Origin of the sequence: Kitasatospora phosalacinea (assembly GCF_030268885.1) — a bacterium.
GTDB lineage: Bacteria > Actinomycetota > Actinomycetes > Streptomycetales > Streptomycetaceae > Kitasatospora > Kitasatospora phosalacinea_C.
The window spans coordinates 1-16,186 of sequence record NZ_BSSA01000049.1; the positions used below are offsets into that span (position 1 = coordinate 1).

Below are 16,186 nucleotides of genomic sequence, written 5' to 3' on the forward strand. Positions count from 1 at the left end.
GTTCTCAAGGAACGGACGCTTCCTTCGACCGGCCTTCCGACCGCATCTCCGGGCGCTTCGTTCTTCCGTGTTCCCAGCTTATCAGATGTTTTCCGCTCCGTTTTCCGGAGTTTCATTCGATCCGATTTGCTTTCGCCTTTCGGCGCTCCCGAACTCTATCAGAGTTTCTTGGCCTGTTTTCCCCGCCCCGATTCGATTCGAACGAATTCGAATCCGGAGCGAAGCCGCACGACCGTGGGGCAACCCGGAGAACATTACGCACCGGGCTGCCCCAGGTCAAATCAGGTCGTGCCTCAGACCTCGACGACGACCGGGAGGATCATCGGGCGGCGGCGGTAGTTGTCCGCGACCCACTTGCCGATGGTCCGGCGGACCAGCTGCTGGACCTGGCGGACCTCCAGGACCCCCTCGTTCGCGGAGCGGGTCAGGGCCTCCTCCAGCTTGCCGGCGATCGCAGTGAACGCGCCGTCCTCGATGCCGGAGCCGCGGGCCTGGATGGTGGGGCCGCCGACCATCTTGCCGTTGGTGGAGTCGACCACCACGAAGACCGAGATGAAGCCCTCCTCGCCGAGGATCCGGCGGTCCTTGAGCGAGGCCTCGGTGATGTCGCCGACGGAGGAGCCGTCGACGTAGACGTAGCCGGCCCGGACCTTGCCGGAGACCCGGGCGACGCCCTTCTCCAGGTCCACGCAGACGCCGTCCTCGGCGAGGACGACGCGGTTGCGCGGGATGCCGGTGGCGATGCCCAGGTCGGCGGCGGCGCGCAGGTGGCGCCATTCGCCGTGGACCGGCATCAGGTTCTTGGGCTTGCAGATGTTGAAGAAGTACAGGAGTTCTCCGGCCGAGGCGTGACCGGAGACGTGCACCTTGGCGTTGCCCTTGTGGACGACCTTGGCGCCCCAGCGGGTGAGGCCGTTGATGACGCGGTAGACGGCGTTCTCGTTGCCGGGGATCAGCGAGGAGGCGAGGACGACGGTGTCGCCCTCGACGATGCGGATCTGGTGGTCGCGGTTGGCCATCCGGGAGAGTGCCGCCATCGGCTCGCCCTGGGAGCCGGTGCAGATGAGCACCACCTCCTTGTCGGGCAGGTCGTCGAGGGTCTTGACGTCGACGAGCAGGTTGCCGGGCACCTTCAGGTAGCCGAGTTCGCGGGCGATGCCCATGTTGCGGACCATCGAGCGGCCGACGAAGGCGACCTTGCGCTTGTACTCGTGCGCGGCGTCCAGGACCTGCTGGATGCGGTGCACGTGGCTGGCGAAGGAGGCGACGATGATGCGCTTCTCCGCGTTGGCGAAGACGTTGCGCAGGGCCGCGGAGATGTCGCGCTCGTGCGGGATGAAGCCGGGGACCTCGGCGTTGGTGGAGTCCACCAGGAGGAGGTCCATGCCCTCCTCGGCCAGCTTGGCGAAGGTCGGGAGGTCGGTGAGGCGGCCGTCCAGCGGGAGCTGGTCCATCTTGAAGTCGCCGGTGGCGACGACCATGCCCGCGGGGGTGCGGACGGCGACGGCGAGGGCGTCCGGGATCGAGTGGTTGACCGCGATGAACTCGCAGTCGAAGGGGCCGATCCGCTCGCGGTCGCCCTCCACGACCTCCAGGACGTAGGGGTGGATGCGGTGCTCGGCGAGCTTGGCCTCGATCAGGGCGAGGGTGAGCTTCGAGCCGATCAGCGGGATGTCCGGGTTCTCCCGGAGCAGGTAGGGCACGGCACCGATGTGGTCCTCGTGGCCGTGGGTCAGGATGATGCCGTCGACCTTGTCGAGGCGGTCCCGGATGTAGCTGAAGTCGGGGAGGATCAGGTCGACGCCGGGCTGCTCGTCCTCGGGGAAGAGCACGCCGCAGTCGATGATCAGGATGCGGTCCCCGTACTCGAGGACCGTCATGTTGCGGCCGATCTCGCCGAGGCCGCCGAGCGGGGTGATGCGGAGGGCGCCTTCCTTGAGGGCGGGGGGCGCGCCGAGTTCGGGGTGCGGGTGGCTCAAAAGACTCTCCTCACGACGCACGCCATATGCCCGGGGGGTTCCTCCCCCGGCGACATATGGCGTGCGTCCATCGTGGTTACCTGACTGCCGATGTGCCGCGCGCCTTCGGTCCCGGTCCAGCGGCGGACCCGGGTGGGTCCGGCGAGCCGGGGACGCGCACGTCTGTTGTTGGTTACAGGTGTACCCCGCCGGCGGCGAGATCCTCCTTCAGCCGGGCGGTCTCCGCGTCCGTGGCGGGGACCAGGGGCAGTCGGAGCGGGCCGGCCGGGTGTCCCTGCAGGTTCAACGCCGCCTTGGAGAGGATCACTCCCTGGGTGCGGAACATTCCGGTGTAGACCGGCAGCAGGGTCTGGTGGACGGCGAGCGCCTTGGCGGTGTCGCCGGCCGCGAAGGCCTCGATCATGGTGCGGATCTCGCGGGAGACGACGTGGCCGACCACGCTGACCACGCCGACGGCTCCGACCGAGAGCAGCGGCAGGGTCAGGACGTCGTCGCCGGAGTACCAGGCGAGGTCGGTGCGGGCGATGACCTGGGCGGCCGCGGCGACGTCGCCCTTGGCGTCCTTGTTGGCGACGATCCGGGGGTGCTCGGCGAGACGGACCAGGGTCTCGGTCTCCAGGGCGACGCCGGAGCGGCCGGGGATGTCGTACAGCATGACCGGCAGGTCGGTGGCGTCGGCCACGGCGACGGTGTGCCGGTACAGGCCCTCCTGCGGGGGCTTGCTGTAGTACGGGGTGACGACGAGCAGGCCGTGCGCACCGGCGGCCTCCGCCTGGCGGGCGAGTTCGATGCTGTGGCGGGTGTCGTTGGTGCCGACGCCGCTGACCACGTGGGCGCGGTCCCCGACCGCCTCGACCACGGCCCGTACCAGTAGGGCCTTCTCCGCGTCGGTGGTGGTGGGCGACTCGCCGGTGGTGCCGTTGAGCACCAGGCCGTCGTTGCCGGAGTCCACCAGGTGGGCGGCGAGGCGCTGGGCGCCGTCGAGGTCGAGTTCGCCCTCGGGGGTGAACGGGGTGACCATCGCGGTCAGGACCCGGCCGAAGGGCGTCTGCGGGGTGGAGGTCGGAGCCATGGGTCCAAAGCTACTCGTAGGGCGGTGGTCGGTAGCCACGCAGGTCCAGGGTTTGGACAGTGCGGGGCTGCGGGGAGGGCGCCGGAACCCGGGCCGGACATGGGATTCCGGTGCTGCGCGCTCGGGGGTTCACGCAGCACCGGAATCCGTGTCCTGAGCGTATGGAGCGGCCGAGAAAGCCGCAATCCAGACATGCCGGACAGTCCGCCCGTCTGCCCGTCGGTGCAGGTCAGCGGGCGGGTGGCGGCCCGGGGCGGAAGGCCGCACGGGTGAGCGCCACCGGTCCGGCCCGGACGCCCCGTCAGGCCGTCAGACCTTGCGCCAGCCCGGCACCCAGGCGCCGTCCTCGACGGTGTAGTCGCCGAACAGCGACGGGGCCTCCTTGACCATCAGCTCGCCGATCTTGCCGAACAGCAGCCGGATCTCCTCCTCGGCGCCCGGCGCGGTGCGGTTCTCGATGACGTGCCGCAGGGTGCGGACGTTGGCCGTCCAGACCAGGCCGGTGGCCAGGCCCTCGGGGGCGAAGCGGCGCATGAAGGAGGTCTTCTCCTTCTTCTCGTGGAAGGGCACGCCCTCCTCGTCCAGCCCGAAGTGGTCGGCCATCCAGTGCTGGAACTCCTCGATCTCCTTCATCAGGCCGGTGGCCCGGGACATCAGCGCCTCGTCCTCCTTGGCCCACTCGGGGAACCAGAACGGGATGTCGTCGAGGCGGACGAAGCGCAGCGACTCCTGGGAGACCGCGACGCCGGCCCGGTGCCGGACCAGCTCGTGGGTGACCACCCGGCTGACGTTGTGCAGGACGAAGGTGAAGGAGACGTGCTCCAGCACCGAGCCGTGCGCGCTGGCCAGGATGTTCCTGAGGTAGGCGTCCTGGTCGGTGCGGACCTTGGTGACGTTCGGGTTGAGGCCCGGCTTCCAGGAGCGGTAGCAGATCCGGCCCGCGAACTCGGCCAGGTTCTGGGCGTCGTCCAGGTCGCCGCGGTCGACCCGCTCCAGCCAGCTCTCGCCGCCGACGTCCTGCAGGTAGGCGGCGACCTCGTCGTAGTCGAGTTCGGGGCGGGCGATGAGGTGGACCTGGGGCTCTACTGCGCGCATGGGAGAACGTCCTGGGGGGTTCGGGAGGATTCCGGGTCAGTCTACGGCGGTGGAGGAAACGCCAGGCCGGTCGTGCAGCTTGATCGCGTGTTGCATGGCCTTGCGGGCCCGCGGCACGTCGCCCGCGTCCGCGTACGCCACCGCCAGGCGGAAGAAGTTCCGCCAGTCGGTGGGGTCGGCCTCGGCCTCGGCCTTGCGGCGGGTGAACACCGCGTCGGCCGAGGCGCGGTCGATCCGGCCGCCCGCGGTGCGCTTCAGCTCGTCGACGGGCAGGCCGCCCTCGGCCTCCAGCTCGCGGGCCAGCCGTTCGCTGGCCCGGCCGAAGCGGACGGTCTGGACGAGGAACCAGACGCCGATCACCGGGATGACGAAGGCGCACAGGCCGATGCCGATGCCCAACGGCTTTCCGGTGGCGACCAGTTGGACGCCCTCCCCGATGCAGACCAGGCTGACCAGCAGCAGCAGGCCGGAGAGGACGAAGAAGCCGGTGCGGGAGGTCATGTCACAGGTCCAGGAAGTGTTCCAGGCCGAAGGTGAGGCCCGGGTGGTCGGCGATCTTCCGCGCACCGAGCAGGATGCCGGGCATGAAGCTGCTGTGGTGCATCGAGTCGTGCCGGATCGTCAGGGTCTCGCCGGTGTCGCCGAACATCACCTGCTGGTGGGCCAGCAGGCCGCGCAGCCGCACCGCGTGCACCGGGACGCCGTCCACGTCGGCGCCGCGGGCGCCGGGCAGGCCGTGGGTGGTCGGGTCGTGCTGCGGGGGCAGCCCGGCCCCGGCGCGGGCGGCGGCGATCAGCTGGGCGGTGCGGGTGGCGGTGCCGGAGGGGGCGTCGGCCTTGTTGTCGTGGTGGAGCTCGATCACCTCGACGGACTCGAAGTACTTGGCGGCGAGCTGGGAGAACTTCATCCCGAGGATCGCGCCGATGGAGAAGTTGGGGGCGATCAGCAGGCCCAACTCGGGTGCCTTGGCCAGCAGTTCGCGGACGGTGGCGAGGCGCTCCTCGGTCCAGCCGGTGGTGCCGGTGACCACGTGGATGCCGTTGCCCAGGCAGTAGTCGAGGTTGCCCATCACCGAGTCGGGGTGGGTGAGCTCGACGGCGACGTCGACCCGGGCCTCGGTGAGTTCGGTCAGGTCGGAGCCGCGGCCCAGGGCGGCCACCAGCTCCATGTCCTCGGCGGCCTCGACGGCCTTGACGGCCTCCGAGCCGATCCGGCCCCTGGCGCCGATCACGGCGACGCGCAGCGTCATGTCAGTCATCCTCTCAGGCCGGTCGGTCAGACCAGCAGGTCGGCGAGCTTGGCGGCCCGCCGGTCGTTGATCGGGCCGATCAGGGCGAGCGAGGGGCGGTGCGCCCCCAGCACATCACGGGCGACGGCGTGCACGTCGTCCAGGGTCACCGCGGCGATCTTCCCGAGCATCTCGTCCACCGACAGGTGGTGGCCGTACGAGAGCTCGGCCTTGCCGATCCGGTTCATCAGCGAGCCGGTGTCCTCCATGCCGAGCACGGTGGAGCCGGAGATCTGGCCGATGGCGCGGCGCAGCTCCTCCTCGGTGATGCCCTCCTCGACGACCCGGGCGAGCTCGGCACGGCAGATCTTCAGCACCTCCTCGACCCGCTTGGGCTGGCAGCCGGCGTAGATGCCGAACAGGCCGGTGTCGGCGTACGAGGAGGAGTAGGAGTAGACGGAGTACGCCAGGCCGCGCTTCTCCCGGACCTCCTGGAACAGCCGGGAGCTCATGCCGCCGCCCAGGGCCGCGTTGAGCACGCCGATCGCCCAGCGGCGCTCGTCGTGGCGCGGCACGCCGGGGACGCCGAGGACCAGGTGGGCCTGCTCGGTGGGGCGGTTGAGGACGGCGGCCCGACCGGCGGTGCGGACCGCCTTGACGCCGCGGCGGACCTCGGCGGGGTGGCCCTTGGACTTGGCCAGGACGGGCGCGAAGGCCCGCTCGACCAGCTTGACCACCTTGGCGTGGTCGAGGTTCCCGGCGGCGGCGACCACCAGGTTCTCCGGCTTGTAGCGGCGCTGGTAGAAGCCCGCGATCTGGTCGCGGGTGAGCGCGGTGACGGTCTCCTGGGTGCCGAGGATGGGGCGGCCGAGCGGGCCGTCGCCGAAGATCACCTTGGCGAACAGGTCGTGCACCACGTCGCCCGGGTCGTCCTCGGCCATCGCCATCTCCTCCAGGATGACGCCGCGCTCGGAGTCCACGTCCTCGGGGCGGATCAGCGAGCCGGTCAGCATGTCGCAGACCACGTCGATGGCGAGCGGCAGGTCGGTGTCCAGGACCCGCGCGTAGTAGCAGGTGTTCTCCTTGGCGGTGAAGGCGTTCATCTCGCCGCCGACCGCGTCCAGCGCGGCGGAGATCTCCAGGGCGTCGCGCCGGGCGGTGCCCTTGAAGAGCAGGTGCTCCAGGTAGTGGGTGGCGCCGTTGAGGACGGGCGTCTCGTCGCGGGAGCCGACGCCGACCCAGATGCCGAAGGTGGCGCTGCGCACCGTCGGCAGGGTCTCGGTGACGACCCGCAGGCCGCCGGGGAGCACCGTACGACGGACGGTGCCCGCGCCGTCGGTGCCCTTGAGCAGGGTCCGGGTGGTTCCGGGGCGCTGCTTCGCCGCCGAGGCCTGGGCCACGGGTGTTCCTTCCAACTGCTGCTTCACGAACAGGGCTTCTGCGAACAGGGTGCGGCCCGCACGCGCCGGGTGGGCGTGCGGGCCGCGGGTGCTACCGGGAGGTCACTCGGAGGCGGCGGCCTCGCCGCCCTCCTCGCCCTCGATGACCGGGATCAGCGACAGCTTGCCGCGCGGGTCGATCTCGGCGATCTCGACCTGCACCTTGGCGCCGACGCCGAGCACGTCCTCGACGTTCTCGACGCGCTTGCCGCCGGCCAGCTTGCGGATCTGCGAGATGTGCAGCAGACCGTCCTTGCCCGGCATGAGCGAGACGAAGGCGCCGAAGGTGGTGGTCTTCACCACGGTGCCCAGGTAGCGCTCGCCGACCTCCGGCATGGTCGGGTTGGCGATCTGGTTGATCGTCGAGCGGGCGGCCTCGGCGGCCGGGCCGTCGGCGGCACCGATGTAGATGGTGCCGTCGTCCTCGATGGTGATCTCGGCGCCGGTGTCCTCCTGGATCTGGTTGATCATCTTGCCCTTGGGGCCGATGACCTCGCCGATCTTGTCCACCGGGATCTTGATGGTGATGATCCGCGGCGCGTTCGGGGACATCTCGTCGGGCGAGTCGATGGCCTCGTTCATGACGTCGAGGATGTGCAGGCGGGCGTCCTTGGCCTGCTTCAGCGCGGCGGCCAGCACGGAGGCCGGGATGCCGTCGAGCTTGGTGTCGAGCTGCAGGGCGGTGATGAAGTCGCGGGTGCCGGCGACCTTGAAGTCCATGTCGCCGTACGCGTCCTCGGCACCGAGGATGTCGGTGAGGGTCACGTAGTGCGTCTCGCCGTTGATCTCCTGGGAGATCAGGCCCATCGCGATGCCCGCGACCGGGGCCTTCAGCGGCACACCGGCGTTCAGCAGCGACATGGTGGACGCGCAGACCGAGCCCATCGAGGTCGAGCCGTTGGAGCCGAGCGCCTCAGAGACCTGGCGGATCGCGTAGGGGAACTCCTCGCGGGTCGGCAGGACCGGGAGGATGGCCCGCTCGGCGAGGGCGCCGTGGCCGATCTCGCGGCGCTTGGGCGAGCCCACGCGGCCGGTCTCGCCGACCGAGTACGGCGGGAAGTTGTAGTTGTGCATGTAGCGGCGACGGGTCTCCGGGGAGAGCGTGTCGAGCTGCTGCTCCATGCGCAGCATGTTCAGCGTGGTGACGCCCAGGATCTGGGTCTCGCCGCGCTCGAACAGGGCCGAGCCGTGCACCCGCGGGATGGCCTCGACCTCGGCGGCCAGGGTGCGGATGTCGGTGACGCCGCGGCCGTCGATGCGGACCTTGTCCTTGATGACGCGCTCGCGGACGATCTTCTTGGTCAGCGCGTTGTAGGCGGCGCTGATCTCCTTCTCGCGGCCCTCGAACTCCGGGAGCAGCTTGTCGGCGGCGACGCCCTTGATGCGGTCCAGCTCGTTCTGGCGCTCCTGCTTGCCGGCGATGGTGAGCGCCTTGGCGAGCTCGTCCTTGACGGCGGCGGTCAGCGCGGCCAGCACGTCGTCCTGGTACTCCAGGAAGACCGGGAACTCGCCGGTCGGCTTGGCGGCCTGCTTGGCGAGCTGGGACTGCGCGGCGCACAGCACCTTGATGAAGGGCTTCGCGGCCTCCAGACCGGCGGCGACGACCTCCTCGGTGGGCGCCTCGGCGCCGCCCTCGACCAGCTTGACGGTCTTGTCGGTGGCCTCGGCCTCGACCATCATGATCGCGACGTCGCCGTCCGGCAGGACGCGACCGGCGACGACCATGTCGAAGACGGCCGACTCCAGCTCGGAGTGGGTCGGGAAGGCCACCCACTGGCCGTTGATCAGCGCGACGCGGACGCCGCCGATCGGGCCGGAGAACGGCAGGCCGGCCAGCTGGGTGGAGGCGGAGGCCGCGTTGATGGCCACCACGTCGTACAGGTGGTCGGGGTTGAGTGCCATGACGGTCACGACGACCTGGATCTCGTTGCGCAGGCCCTTGACGAAGGACGGGCGCAGCGGGCGGTCGATCAGGCGACAGGTCAGGATGGCGTCCTCGGAGGGACGGCCCTCGCGACGGAAGAACGAGCCGGGGATGCGGCCGGCGGCGTACATCCGCTCCTCGACGTCCACCGTGAGCGGGAAGAAGTCGAAGTGCTCCTTGGGCTGCTTCGAGGCGCTGGTGGCCGACAGCACCATGGTGTCGTCGTCCAGGTAGGCCACGGCGGAGCCGGCGGCCTGACGGGCCAGGCGGCCGGTCTCGAAGCGGATGGTGCGGGTGCCGAAGCTGCCGTTGTCGATGACGGCCTCGGCGTAGAAAACGTTCTCTTCCACCTGGAAGATCTCCTCTTTCGTACGTCTCCCCAGGAGCGCCCCTGCGCTTGCCTGCCGTGGCCCGGGCAGCTGGGCCGGTCTTCGATCGAAGCCACCGGGTCGGACCCTCTCGTGGGGGTTCCCGGCGGCCACTACCGAGGACCGGCGCCTTTCGGCGCGCGGCGGCGGTGGCGTGTGGACGCTCCTGCGGGGTGCGGGCGGCCTCCGTTGGAGGCCTTGATTCGTCCCGCAAGGGCGGGCATGCCCTTTACCTTACAAATTCACACCCTACCGAGCGCAGCTTTACGCGGACGGCTTCGTCGCGGGGCGTGGTCGCGGGGTGGCGCGGAATGCGCCGAAGGGCGGCTCCCCCGGAGAGGGGAGCCGCCCCTGCGAGCGGTGTCAGCGGGCGCCGCCGGCGGCACCGCGGCGGATGCCGAGGCGGTCCACCAGGGTGCGGAAGCGCTCGATGTCCTTCTTGGCCAGGTACTGCAGCAGGCGGCGGCGCTGGCCGACCAGGATCAGCAGACCACGACGCGAGTGGTGGTCGTGCTTGTGGAACTTCAGGTGCTCGGTCAGGTCCGAGATGCGGCGGGAGAGCATGGCCACCTGGACCTCGGGGGAGCCGGTGTCGCCCTCCTTCTGGCCGAACTCGGCGATGATCTGCTTCTTGACGTCAGCGGCGAGGGCCACGGGCATCTCCTTCGGTTGGTTGGCCGAGCGGCCCTGGTAGGAAGCACAGGACCTGACAAGACTCGGACGGATCAACGATACCAGCGCGGCTCAGCCGGTCGCGCCGCGCACCACGTTGTAGACGTTGAGCACCGCGAGCGCGAGCGGGACGAGCGCGAGCAGCATCAGGCTGTCGACCATGTCCAGGATGCGGCCCCAGAACGGGGAGACCCCGGAGCGGGGGACGATCAGCGCGATCGCGGTCATCACCGCGGCGCCGGCCGCGATGGACGCGGCCAGCCACACGGTGCGCAGGTCGCCGCCGCCCTCGTTGGTGAGCTTGGCCATCAGCAGGTGCAGCGGGGTGTGCAGGGCCAGGCCGAGGATCAGCAGGGACAGCGCGGTCAGGCCGGAGATGGTGAGCGCGAAGACCTGCGCGGTGTAGCGGAACAGCCGGGCCCGCAGCATGGTCGAGACGCCGATGGCCAGGGCCAGCAGCTCGGCCCAGGTGCGGTCGCTGAAGCCGAGCACGGCGCAGGCGCCGACGATGGTGGCGGAGGCGCCGCCGACCAGGCCGACCAGCACCTCGTGGCCGCGGCGGGCCTGGGCGGCGATCCGCTCGTACTGGACGGTCTCGGCGGTGTTGGCCTCCTCGCCGTAGGCGCTGCCGCGGGTGCGGGTCTGGCCGGGGGCGCTGAAGCCGACGGGCAGCCGGGCGAAGCGGGCGGAGAGCGCGGGCAGGAAGCCGACCGCGGCGACGCCGGCCACGCCGGTGACCGCGGCGATGTCGGTGATCGCGGTGCCGGACATCAGGACGGCGGCGAAGGTCGCCAGGGTGCCGGCGGCGGCCAGGAAGGAGGCGGCGACGAACGCCGAGTCCTTCTCCGGCAGCAGGCCGACCAGCAGGACGGAGACCACCAGCACGGCGACGCAGCCGACCAGGAACTGGAGCCGGCCGGGGCCGTCGCCCTCGTTCGCGACGTCGATGATGCCGGAGCCCGCCAGCATGGCGTGCGGCAGCGCGCCGAGGCCGAGGGCCAGGGCGGCGGTGTGGTCGGCGTAGACCCGGGCGCGGACGCCGGCGAAGGTGACCAGGACGACCGTGGTGACGCCGGCCAGGATGCCGGGCAGGCCGAACATGTTGTGCCGCAGGTCGGAGAACCAGAGCGCGAAGGCCAGCAGCGCGAGCAGGACGGTGCCCGCGATCAGGCCGAAGGCCCGCATCAGGTCGGGGCTCCAGAACCGGCGGTCGGCCTCGACCGCGGAGGCGATGGCGTCCGCGACGTCGTCGTAGACCGCGGGCGGCAGCGACTCGGCGAACGGCCGCAGGCTCAGCAGGTCGCCGTCGCGGACCTGCTGGGCGGCCAGCGGCAGCCCGCTGTCCAGCACGGTGCCGTCCCGTCGGACCAGGTGGAAGCCGGTGGGCGTCCCGTCCACCTGGGTCTGCCCGGAGAGCCTCAGCACCTCCGGGTAGATGTCCGCGAGCGGGACGTCCTCCGGAAGTGCGACGTCGATCCGGCTGTCCGGTGCCACCACGGTGACCCGGCAAAAACCGGTCGTTGCGTTGTTGCTCACCGGCCCTCTCCCCCTCGTTGGCTGTGTCGGCAAGTCTGCTGACCACTCGTCGCAGCGGCTCCGGAACTGTCACGGTCCGAACGAGAGTTGGCGCGGCGACACCTTACCCCCCGGCGGAAGGGTGGTGTACGCGGGGCCCTGGGCACCTGCCGCCCGGACGGCCCGGTGCACCTGCTTGACGGGGGGTCAGTCCCCGCCGGGGGCCCGATCCGACCCCGTGGACGAACTGCTTGGCGTGCGCAGTAGGATCGGCCCCTGCGCACGGCGTACGGGGGCGGCGATCGAAGACGCGGCAGCCCCGCGCGCCTGCGGTTCGGCGGAGCGGGGGCGGCGTCATCACACGGGGCGCCCTCACCGTACGTATCCAGATGCGTGAGGGCGGATTGTGAGCGAGCGATGGGGGCGCCCCCTGTCAAGTGCCCTGGGAGGGCGCGTCGTTGAGAACGGGGAGCCGTGCTCTGCGGCTGCCGCCCGGGACGGGGTGACTGCATGAGTACGGTGACGGTGAAGCGGCCGCCGCGGGCGTTCCCGCCCGCGGTGTCCGAGGAGCCGGTCGAGCTGGTTCCGCCGCCCGAGCTGCCGCGCGGCGGCGGCGAGGACTGGCTGATGACGCTGATGCCGATGCTCGGCATGGGCGGCAGCGCGGCCTTCCTGTTCCAGGGCGGCCAGGGCCCGATGAAGATGATGGGCGTGCTGATGATCGCGTCCACCGCCGCGATGGCGGTGGCGCAGATCGTCCGGGCCCGCAAGGGCGGTAGCGCGGCGACCTCGGACGAGCGCCGCGACTACCTGAAGTACCTGCAGCAGAAGCGGCGCGAGGTGCGCCGCACGGCCGAGCGGCAGCGCGGGGCGCTGCTGTTCACCCACCCGGAGCCGGACCAGCTGTGGTCGGTGGTGGCCGAGGGCCGCCGCCTGTGGGAGCGCCGGCCGACGGACCCGGACTTCGCGCAGATCCGGGTCGGCCTCGGTCCGCTGCAGTTGTCGACGCCGCTGGTGGCGCCGCAGACCGCGCCGATGGACGAGTTGGAGCCGCTCGCCGCGGAGGCGATGGGCACCTTCATCAAGACCCACGGCACCCTGCAGGACCTGCCGCTGGCGGTCTCGCTGCGGGCCTTCTACCACATCACGGTGTGCGGCGACCCGGACTCGGTGTACGGCAACGTGCGGGCGATGGTGGCCCAGCTGGCGACCCTGCACTCCCCCGAGGACCTGATGATCGGGGTGGCCGCCGCGCCCGGCGCGGTGGAGGAGTGGGAGTGGGCGAAGTGGCTGCCGCACACCCAGCACCGCAAGGAGAGCGACGGGGCCGGCTCGCGGCGCCTGATCGCCTCCGGGCTGGGCGAGCTGGAGGAGCTGCTGGCCAACGAGCTGGCCGGCCGCAAGGGCTTCTCCCGGGACAGCACGCCGTCCGCGGACCAGCCGCACCTGGTGATCATCATGGACGGCGCCTCGGTGCCGGTCGACTCGGTGATCGCCGGTCCGGAGGGCGTCCAGGGCGTCACCGTGATCGAGGTCGTCCCGGGTGACCTGGACGAGCCCAACGGCCACCTGGTGATCACCGTCGGCAAGGACGACCTGCTGCTGGAGGCCGCCTCCGGGGCGAGCTACCCGGGCAAGCCGGACACCCTCTCCAGCTGGCAGTCCGAGGCGCTGGCGCGGCAGCTGGCGCCGTTCCGGGCGTCCGCGGGCGGCGACGACAGCGACCCGTCGCTGGTGTCGATGGACTTCACCGAGATGATGCACACCGGCGACCCGGGCTCCTTCGACCCGGCCCGGCACTGGCGTCCCCGGCCGATCCGCGAGAAGCTGCGCGTCCCGCTGGGCGTCGGCAGCAACGGCGAGTACGTCTGGCTGGACATCAAGGAAGCCTCGCTGGAGGGCATGGGCCCGCACGGCATGTGCGTCGGCGCGACCGGTTCCGGCAAGTCCGAGGTGCTGCGCACCATCGTGCTGGCGCTGGCGGTCACCCACTCCTCCGAGGTGCTGAACCTGGTCCTCGCGGACTTCAAGGGTGGTGCGACCTTCGCCGGCATGTCGGAGATGCCGCACACCGCGGCCGTGATCACCAACCTCGAGGGCGAAGCGACCCTGATCGACCGCATGCGCGACGCGATCGAGGGCGAGATGAACCGCCGCCAGGAGCTGCTGCGCGCGGCGGGCAACTACGCGAACATCAACGAGTACGAGCGGGCCCGCGCGGCCGGCGCGCCGCTCGACCCGCTGCCCTCGCTGCTGATGATCATCGACGAGTTCTCCGAACTCCTCACCGCGAAGCCGGACTTCATCGAGCTGTTCATCCAGATCGGCCGCATCGGCCGTTCGCTGGGCATGCACATGCTGCTGGCCTCGCAGCGACTGGAGGAGGGCAAGCTCCGCGGTCTGGACACCTTCCTCTCCTACCGCCTGGGTCTGCGCACCTTCTCGGCCGCCGAGTCGCGGGCCGCGATCGGCGTGCCGGACGCCTACCACCTGCCGCCGATCCCCGGCGTGGGCTACCTCAAGTTCGGCTCCGACGTGATGGAGCGCTTCCGCGCCGCCTACGTCTCCGGCAAGTACCGGGCGCCGGGCACCCAGCGCGCGGTCGGCGGCCAGGTGGTCACCGCCCAGCCGGTGCTGTTCACCGCCGCCGAGGTCGAGATCGTCGAGCCCGAGGTGGAGGTCCTCCCCCAGCTGCCCGAGGAGGAGGAGAAGGACGAGGCGCTGCTGGACACCATGCTCGACGTGTTCGTGCAGCGGATGATCGGCCAGGGCCCGCCCGCCCACCAGGTGTGGCTGCCCCCGCTGGACGACTCGCCGTCCGTGGACAGCCTGCTGGAGCCGCTGCAGATCAGCCCGGACCGCGGCCTGACCCCGGCGGCCGTCCGCCAGGGCAACCTGGTCGTGCCGGTCGGCATCGTCGACAAGCCGCGCGACCAGCGCCGCGACGTGATGTACCTGGACTACTCGGGCGCCGCCGGTCACGGCATGATCGTGGGCGGTCCGCGCTCCGGCAAGTCCACCATGGTGCGCACCATCGTGGCCGGCTTCTCGGTCACCCACACGCCGGTGGAGACGCAGTTCTACCTGCTCGACTTCGGCGGCGGCGGCTTCGGCTCGCTGGCCGACCTGCCGCACGTCGGCGGCGTCGCGGGCCGTCTGGACGTCGAGAAGGTCCGCCGCATGATCAGCGAGGTGCACGGCGTGCTCAACCGCCGTGAGGAGCTGTTCCGGGCGACCGGCATCGACACCATCGCCACCTACCGGGCCCGCCGGGCCGCCGGGCAGCTGCCCGACGAGCAGTTCGGCGACGTGTTCCTGTTCATCGACGGCTGGCTGACCTTCAAGCAGGAGTTCGAGGTCCTGGAGCCGGTCATCGCCGACATCGTCCAGCGCGGTCTCGGCTACGGCGTGCACGTGGTGATCACCGCGGCCCGCTACGCCGAGGTCCGCCCGGCGCTGAAGGACCAGCTGCAGAACCGGGTCGAGCTCAAGCTCGGTGACTCGATGGAGTCCGAGATCGGCCGCAAGGTCGCCGCGAACGTCCCGCCGATCCCGGGCCGCGGTCTGACCGCCGACCAGCTGCACTTCCTGTCCGGCCTGCCCCGGATCGACGGCTCCAGCAGCACCGAGGACCTGGTGGACGGCGTGGCCGACCTGGTCGCCCAGGTCAACGCGGCCTGGGGCGGCCCGCGGGCCCCGCAGGTGCGCATGCTGCCGCCGGTGCTGGACGGCCACTCGCTGCCCAAGGGCTTCGAGCACCCGGAGCTGGGCGTCGCGTTCGGCGTCGACGAGGTCGAGCTGGCGCCGGTGTTCGTCAACTTCGAGACCGACCCGCTGTTCGTCGTCTTCGGCGAGAGCGAGTCCGGCAAGTCGGCGCTCCTGCGGATGCTGATCAAGCAGATCACCGAGCGGTACACCCCGGACCAGGCGGGCATCGTGGTCGGCGACTTCCGCCGCTCGCTGCTCGGCGTGGTGCCGCCGGAGTACCTGGTGGAGTACGCGGCCGCCGCGCCCGCCATGTCGGCGATCGTGGAGATGCTGCGCGGGGCCTGCGGGCGCCGCCTGCCCGGCCCGGACGTCACGCCGGAGCAGCTGCGCAACCGCAGCTGGTACAGCGGCAAGGACATGTTCGTGATCGTGGACGACTACGAGCTGGTCGCCACCCAGTCGGGCAACCCGATGGCGCCGCTGGCGGAGTTCCTGCCGTTCGCGCGCGACATCGGCCTGCGCCTGATCATCGCCCGCAACGCGGGCGGCGCCGGCCGCTCGCTGTTCGAGCCGGTGATGCAGCGCATGCGCGAGCTGGGCGGCCAGGGCGTGCTGCTCTCCGGCGACAAGGGCGAGGGCGCGCTGCTCGGCACGGTCAAGCCGCAGCCGCTGCCGCCGGGCCGCGGCGTGTTCGTCTCCCGCCGGATCCAGGCGGGCCAGACGGTGCAGACGGGCTGGCTGCCGACGCAGGTCTAGCGCGGCCACCGTGCACGCACGGTGACCGAAGAGCGGTCGAGAGGGCCGGATCCCGCAAGGGGTCCGGCCCTCTCGGCACTCCGGGCGCAGAACGGTGCCATAACGTTATCTTCCGTTTTTCTCGGTTCTGCTGCGGTTCCCGTAGCCCTCGGGGCCTTTGACGACGCTTTTCGGCCCAACGCCGCACTACGGCAGAGCGCCTTGGAATCACACGTTAGCCAGCTCACTTCACCTTCGATTCAAGCGCAGTTAACCCGAGTTGACACAATGGAAACATGCGTCCCGAGCGCCTTGGAGCTGCATTCCGCAGGCAGAAGCGCCTTATGACAACGGAATCCGCAGCCAACCGCGCGTTGACTGGGCCTACCCGCCCAGGCAACCTGGCCACCCGGGAGCGAAGCAGACCCAGACCGCGAGACCGTGCTTCGGA

10 protein-coding genes are annotated in these 16,186 nt (G+C 70.8%); 1 reads left to right on the forward strand and 9 read right to left on the reverse strand.

What is annotated here, in order from left to right:
* Window positions 1–293 precede the first annotated feature (293 nt).
* The 9 genes from QSK52_RS37460 to eccD all read right to left on the reverse strand — a co-directional run bounded on the left by QSK52_RS37460 (window position 294) and on the right by eccD (window position 11,313).
* Entirely contained in the window at window positions 294–1,979 is a 1,686-nt protein-coding gene (locus QSK52_RS37460) for a ribonuclease J (RefSeq protein WP_285740756.1), read from the reverse strand.
* A 172-nt stretch (window positions 1,980–2,151) separates the two neighbouring features.
* Entirely contained in the window at window positions 2,152–3,051 is a 900-nt protein-coding gene (gene dapA / locus QSK52_RS37465; RefSeq protein ID WP_285740757.1) for a 4-hydroxy-tetrahydrodipicolinate synthase, read from the reverse strand.
* 309 nt (window positions 3,052–3,360) lie between these two features.
* Window positions 3,361–4,146: an FAD-dependent thymidylate synthase gene (thyX, locus tag QSK52_RS37470; RefSeq protein ID WP_285740758.1), complete on the reverse strand. Its 786-nt coding sequence runs from the start codon at window positions 4,144–4,146 to the stop codon at window positions 3,361–3,363.
* A gap of 36 nt (window positions 4,147–4,182) precedes the next feature.
* The gene (locus QSK52_RS37475; RefSeq protein ID WP_285740759.1) at window positions 4,183–4,647 is read right to left on the reverse strand and encodes a hypothetical protein; all 465 of its coding nucleotides are present in this window, start codon (window positions 4,645–4,647) and stop codon (window positions 4,183–4,185) included.
* A 1-nt stretch (window position 4,648) separates the two neighbouring features.
* Complete coding sequence (gene dapB / locus QSK52_RS37480) at window positions 4,649–5,395, reverse strand: 4-hydroxy-tetrahydrodipicolinate reductase (protein WP_435053475.1); 747 nt, start codon at window positions 5,393–5,395, stop codon at window positions 4,649–4,651.
* A gap of 26 nt (window positions 5,396–5,421) precedes the next feature.
* A complete protein-coding gene (locus QSK52_RS37485) occupies window positions 5,422–6,774 on the reverse strand; it encodes a M16 family metallopeptidase (protein ID WP_285740761.1) in 1,353 nt (450 codons plus the stop codon).
* Window positions 6,775–6,876: 102 nt separating this feature from the next.
* Window positions 6,877–9,087, reverse strand: coding sequence for a polyribonucleotide nucleotidyltransferase (locus QSK52_RS37490; protein WP_285740762.1), 2,211 nt, complete (start codon window positions 9,085–9,087; stop codon window positions 6,877–6,879).
* A gap of 381 nt (window positions 9,088–9,468) precedes the next feature.
* Window positions 9,469–9,759 carry a 30S ribosomal protein S15 gene (gene rpsO / locus QSK52_RS37495; protein ID WP_030462697.1) on the reverse strand — a complete coding sequence of 97 codons (291 nt, stop codon included), beginning with the start codon at window positions 9,757–9,759 and terminating at the stop codon, window positions 9,469–9,471.
* 90 nt (window positions 9,760–9,849) lie between these two features.
* Window positions 9,850–11,313: a type VII secretion integral membrane protein EccD gene (eccD, locus tag QSK52_RS37500; RefSeq protein WP_285740763.1), complete on the reverse strand. Its 1,464-nt coding sequence runs from the start codon at window positions 11,311–11,313 to the stop codon at window positions 9,850–9,852.
* 489 nt (window positions 11,314–11,802) lie between these two features.
* Here eccD and eccCa point away from each other — a divergent pair, with 489 nt between their 5' ends.
* A complete protein-coding gene (gene eccCa, locus QSK52_RS37505) occupies window positions 11,803–15,756 on the forward strand; it encodes a type VII secretion protein EccCa (protein ID WP_285740764.1) in 3,954 nt (1,317 codons plus the stop codon).
* Window positions 15,757–16,186 lie beyond the last annotated feature (430 nt).

Coding starts and splice junctions, on each gene's coding strand:
- dapB (WP_435053475.1), bottom strand. CDS start 5,395: ATGACGCTGCGCGTCGCCGTGATCGGCGCCAGGGGCCGGATCGGCTCG.
- eccCa (WP_285740764.1), top strand. CDS start 11,803: ATGAGTACGGTGACGGTGAAGCGGCCGCCGCGGGCGTTCCCGCCCGCG.
- dapA (WP_285740757.1), bottom strand. CDS start 3,051: ATGGCTCCGACCTCCACCCCGCAGACGCCCTTCGGCCGGGTCCTGACC.
- QSK52_RS37475 (WP_285740759.1), bottom strand. CDS start 4,647: ATGACCTCCCGCACCGGCTTCTTCGTCCTCTCCGGCCTGCTGCTGCTG.
- thyX (WP_285740758.1), bottom strand. CDS start 4,146: ATGCGCGCAGTAGAGCCCCAGGTCCACCTCATCGCCCGCCCCGAACTC.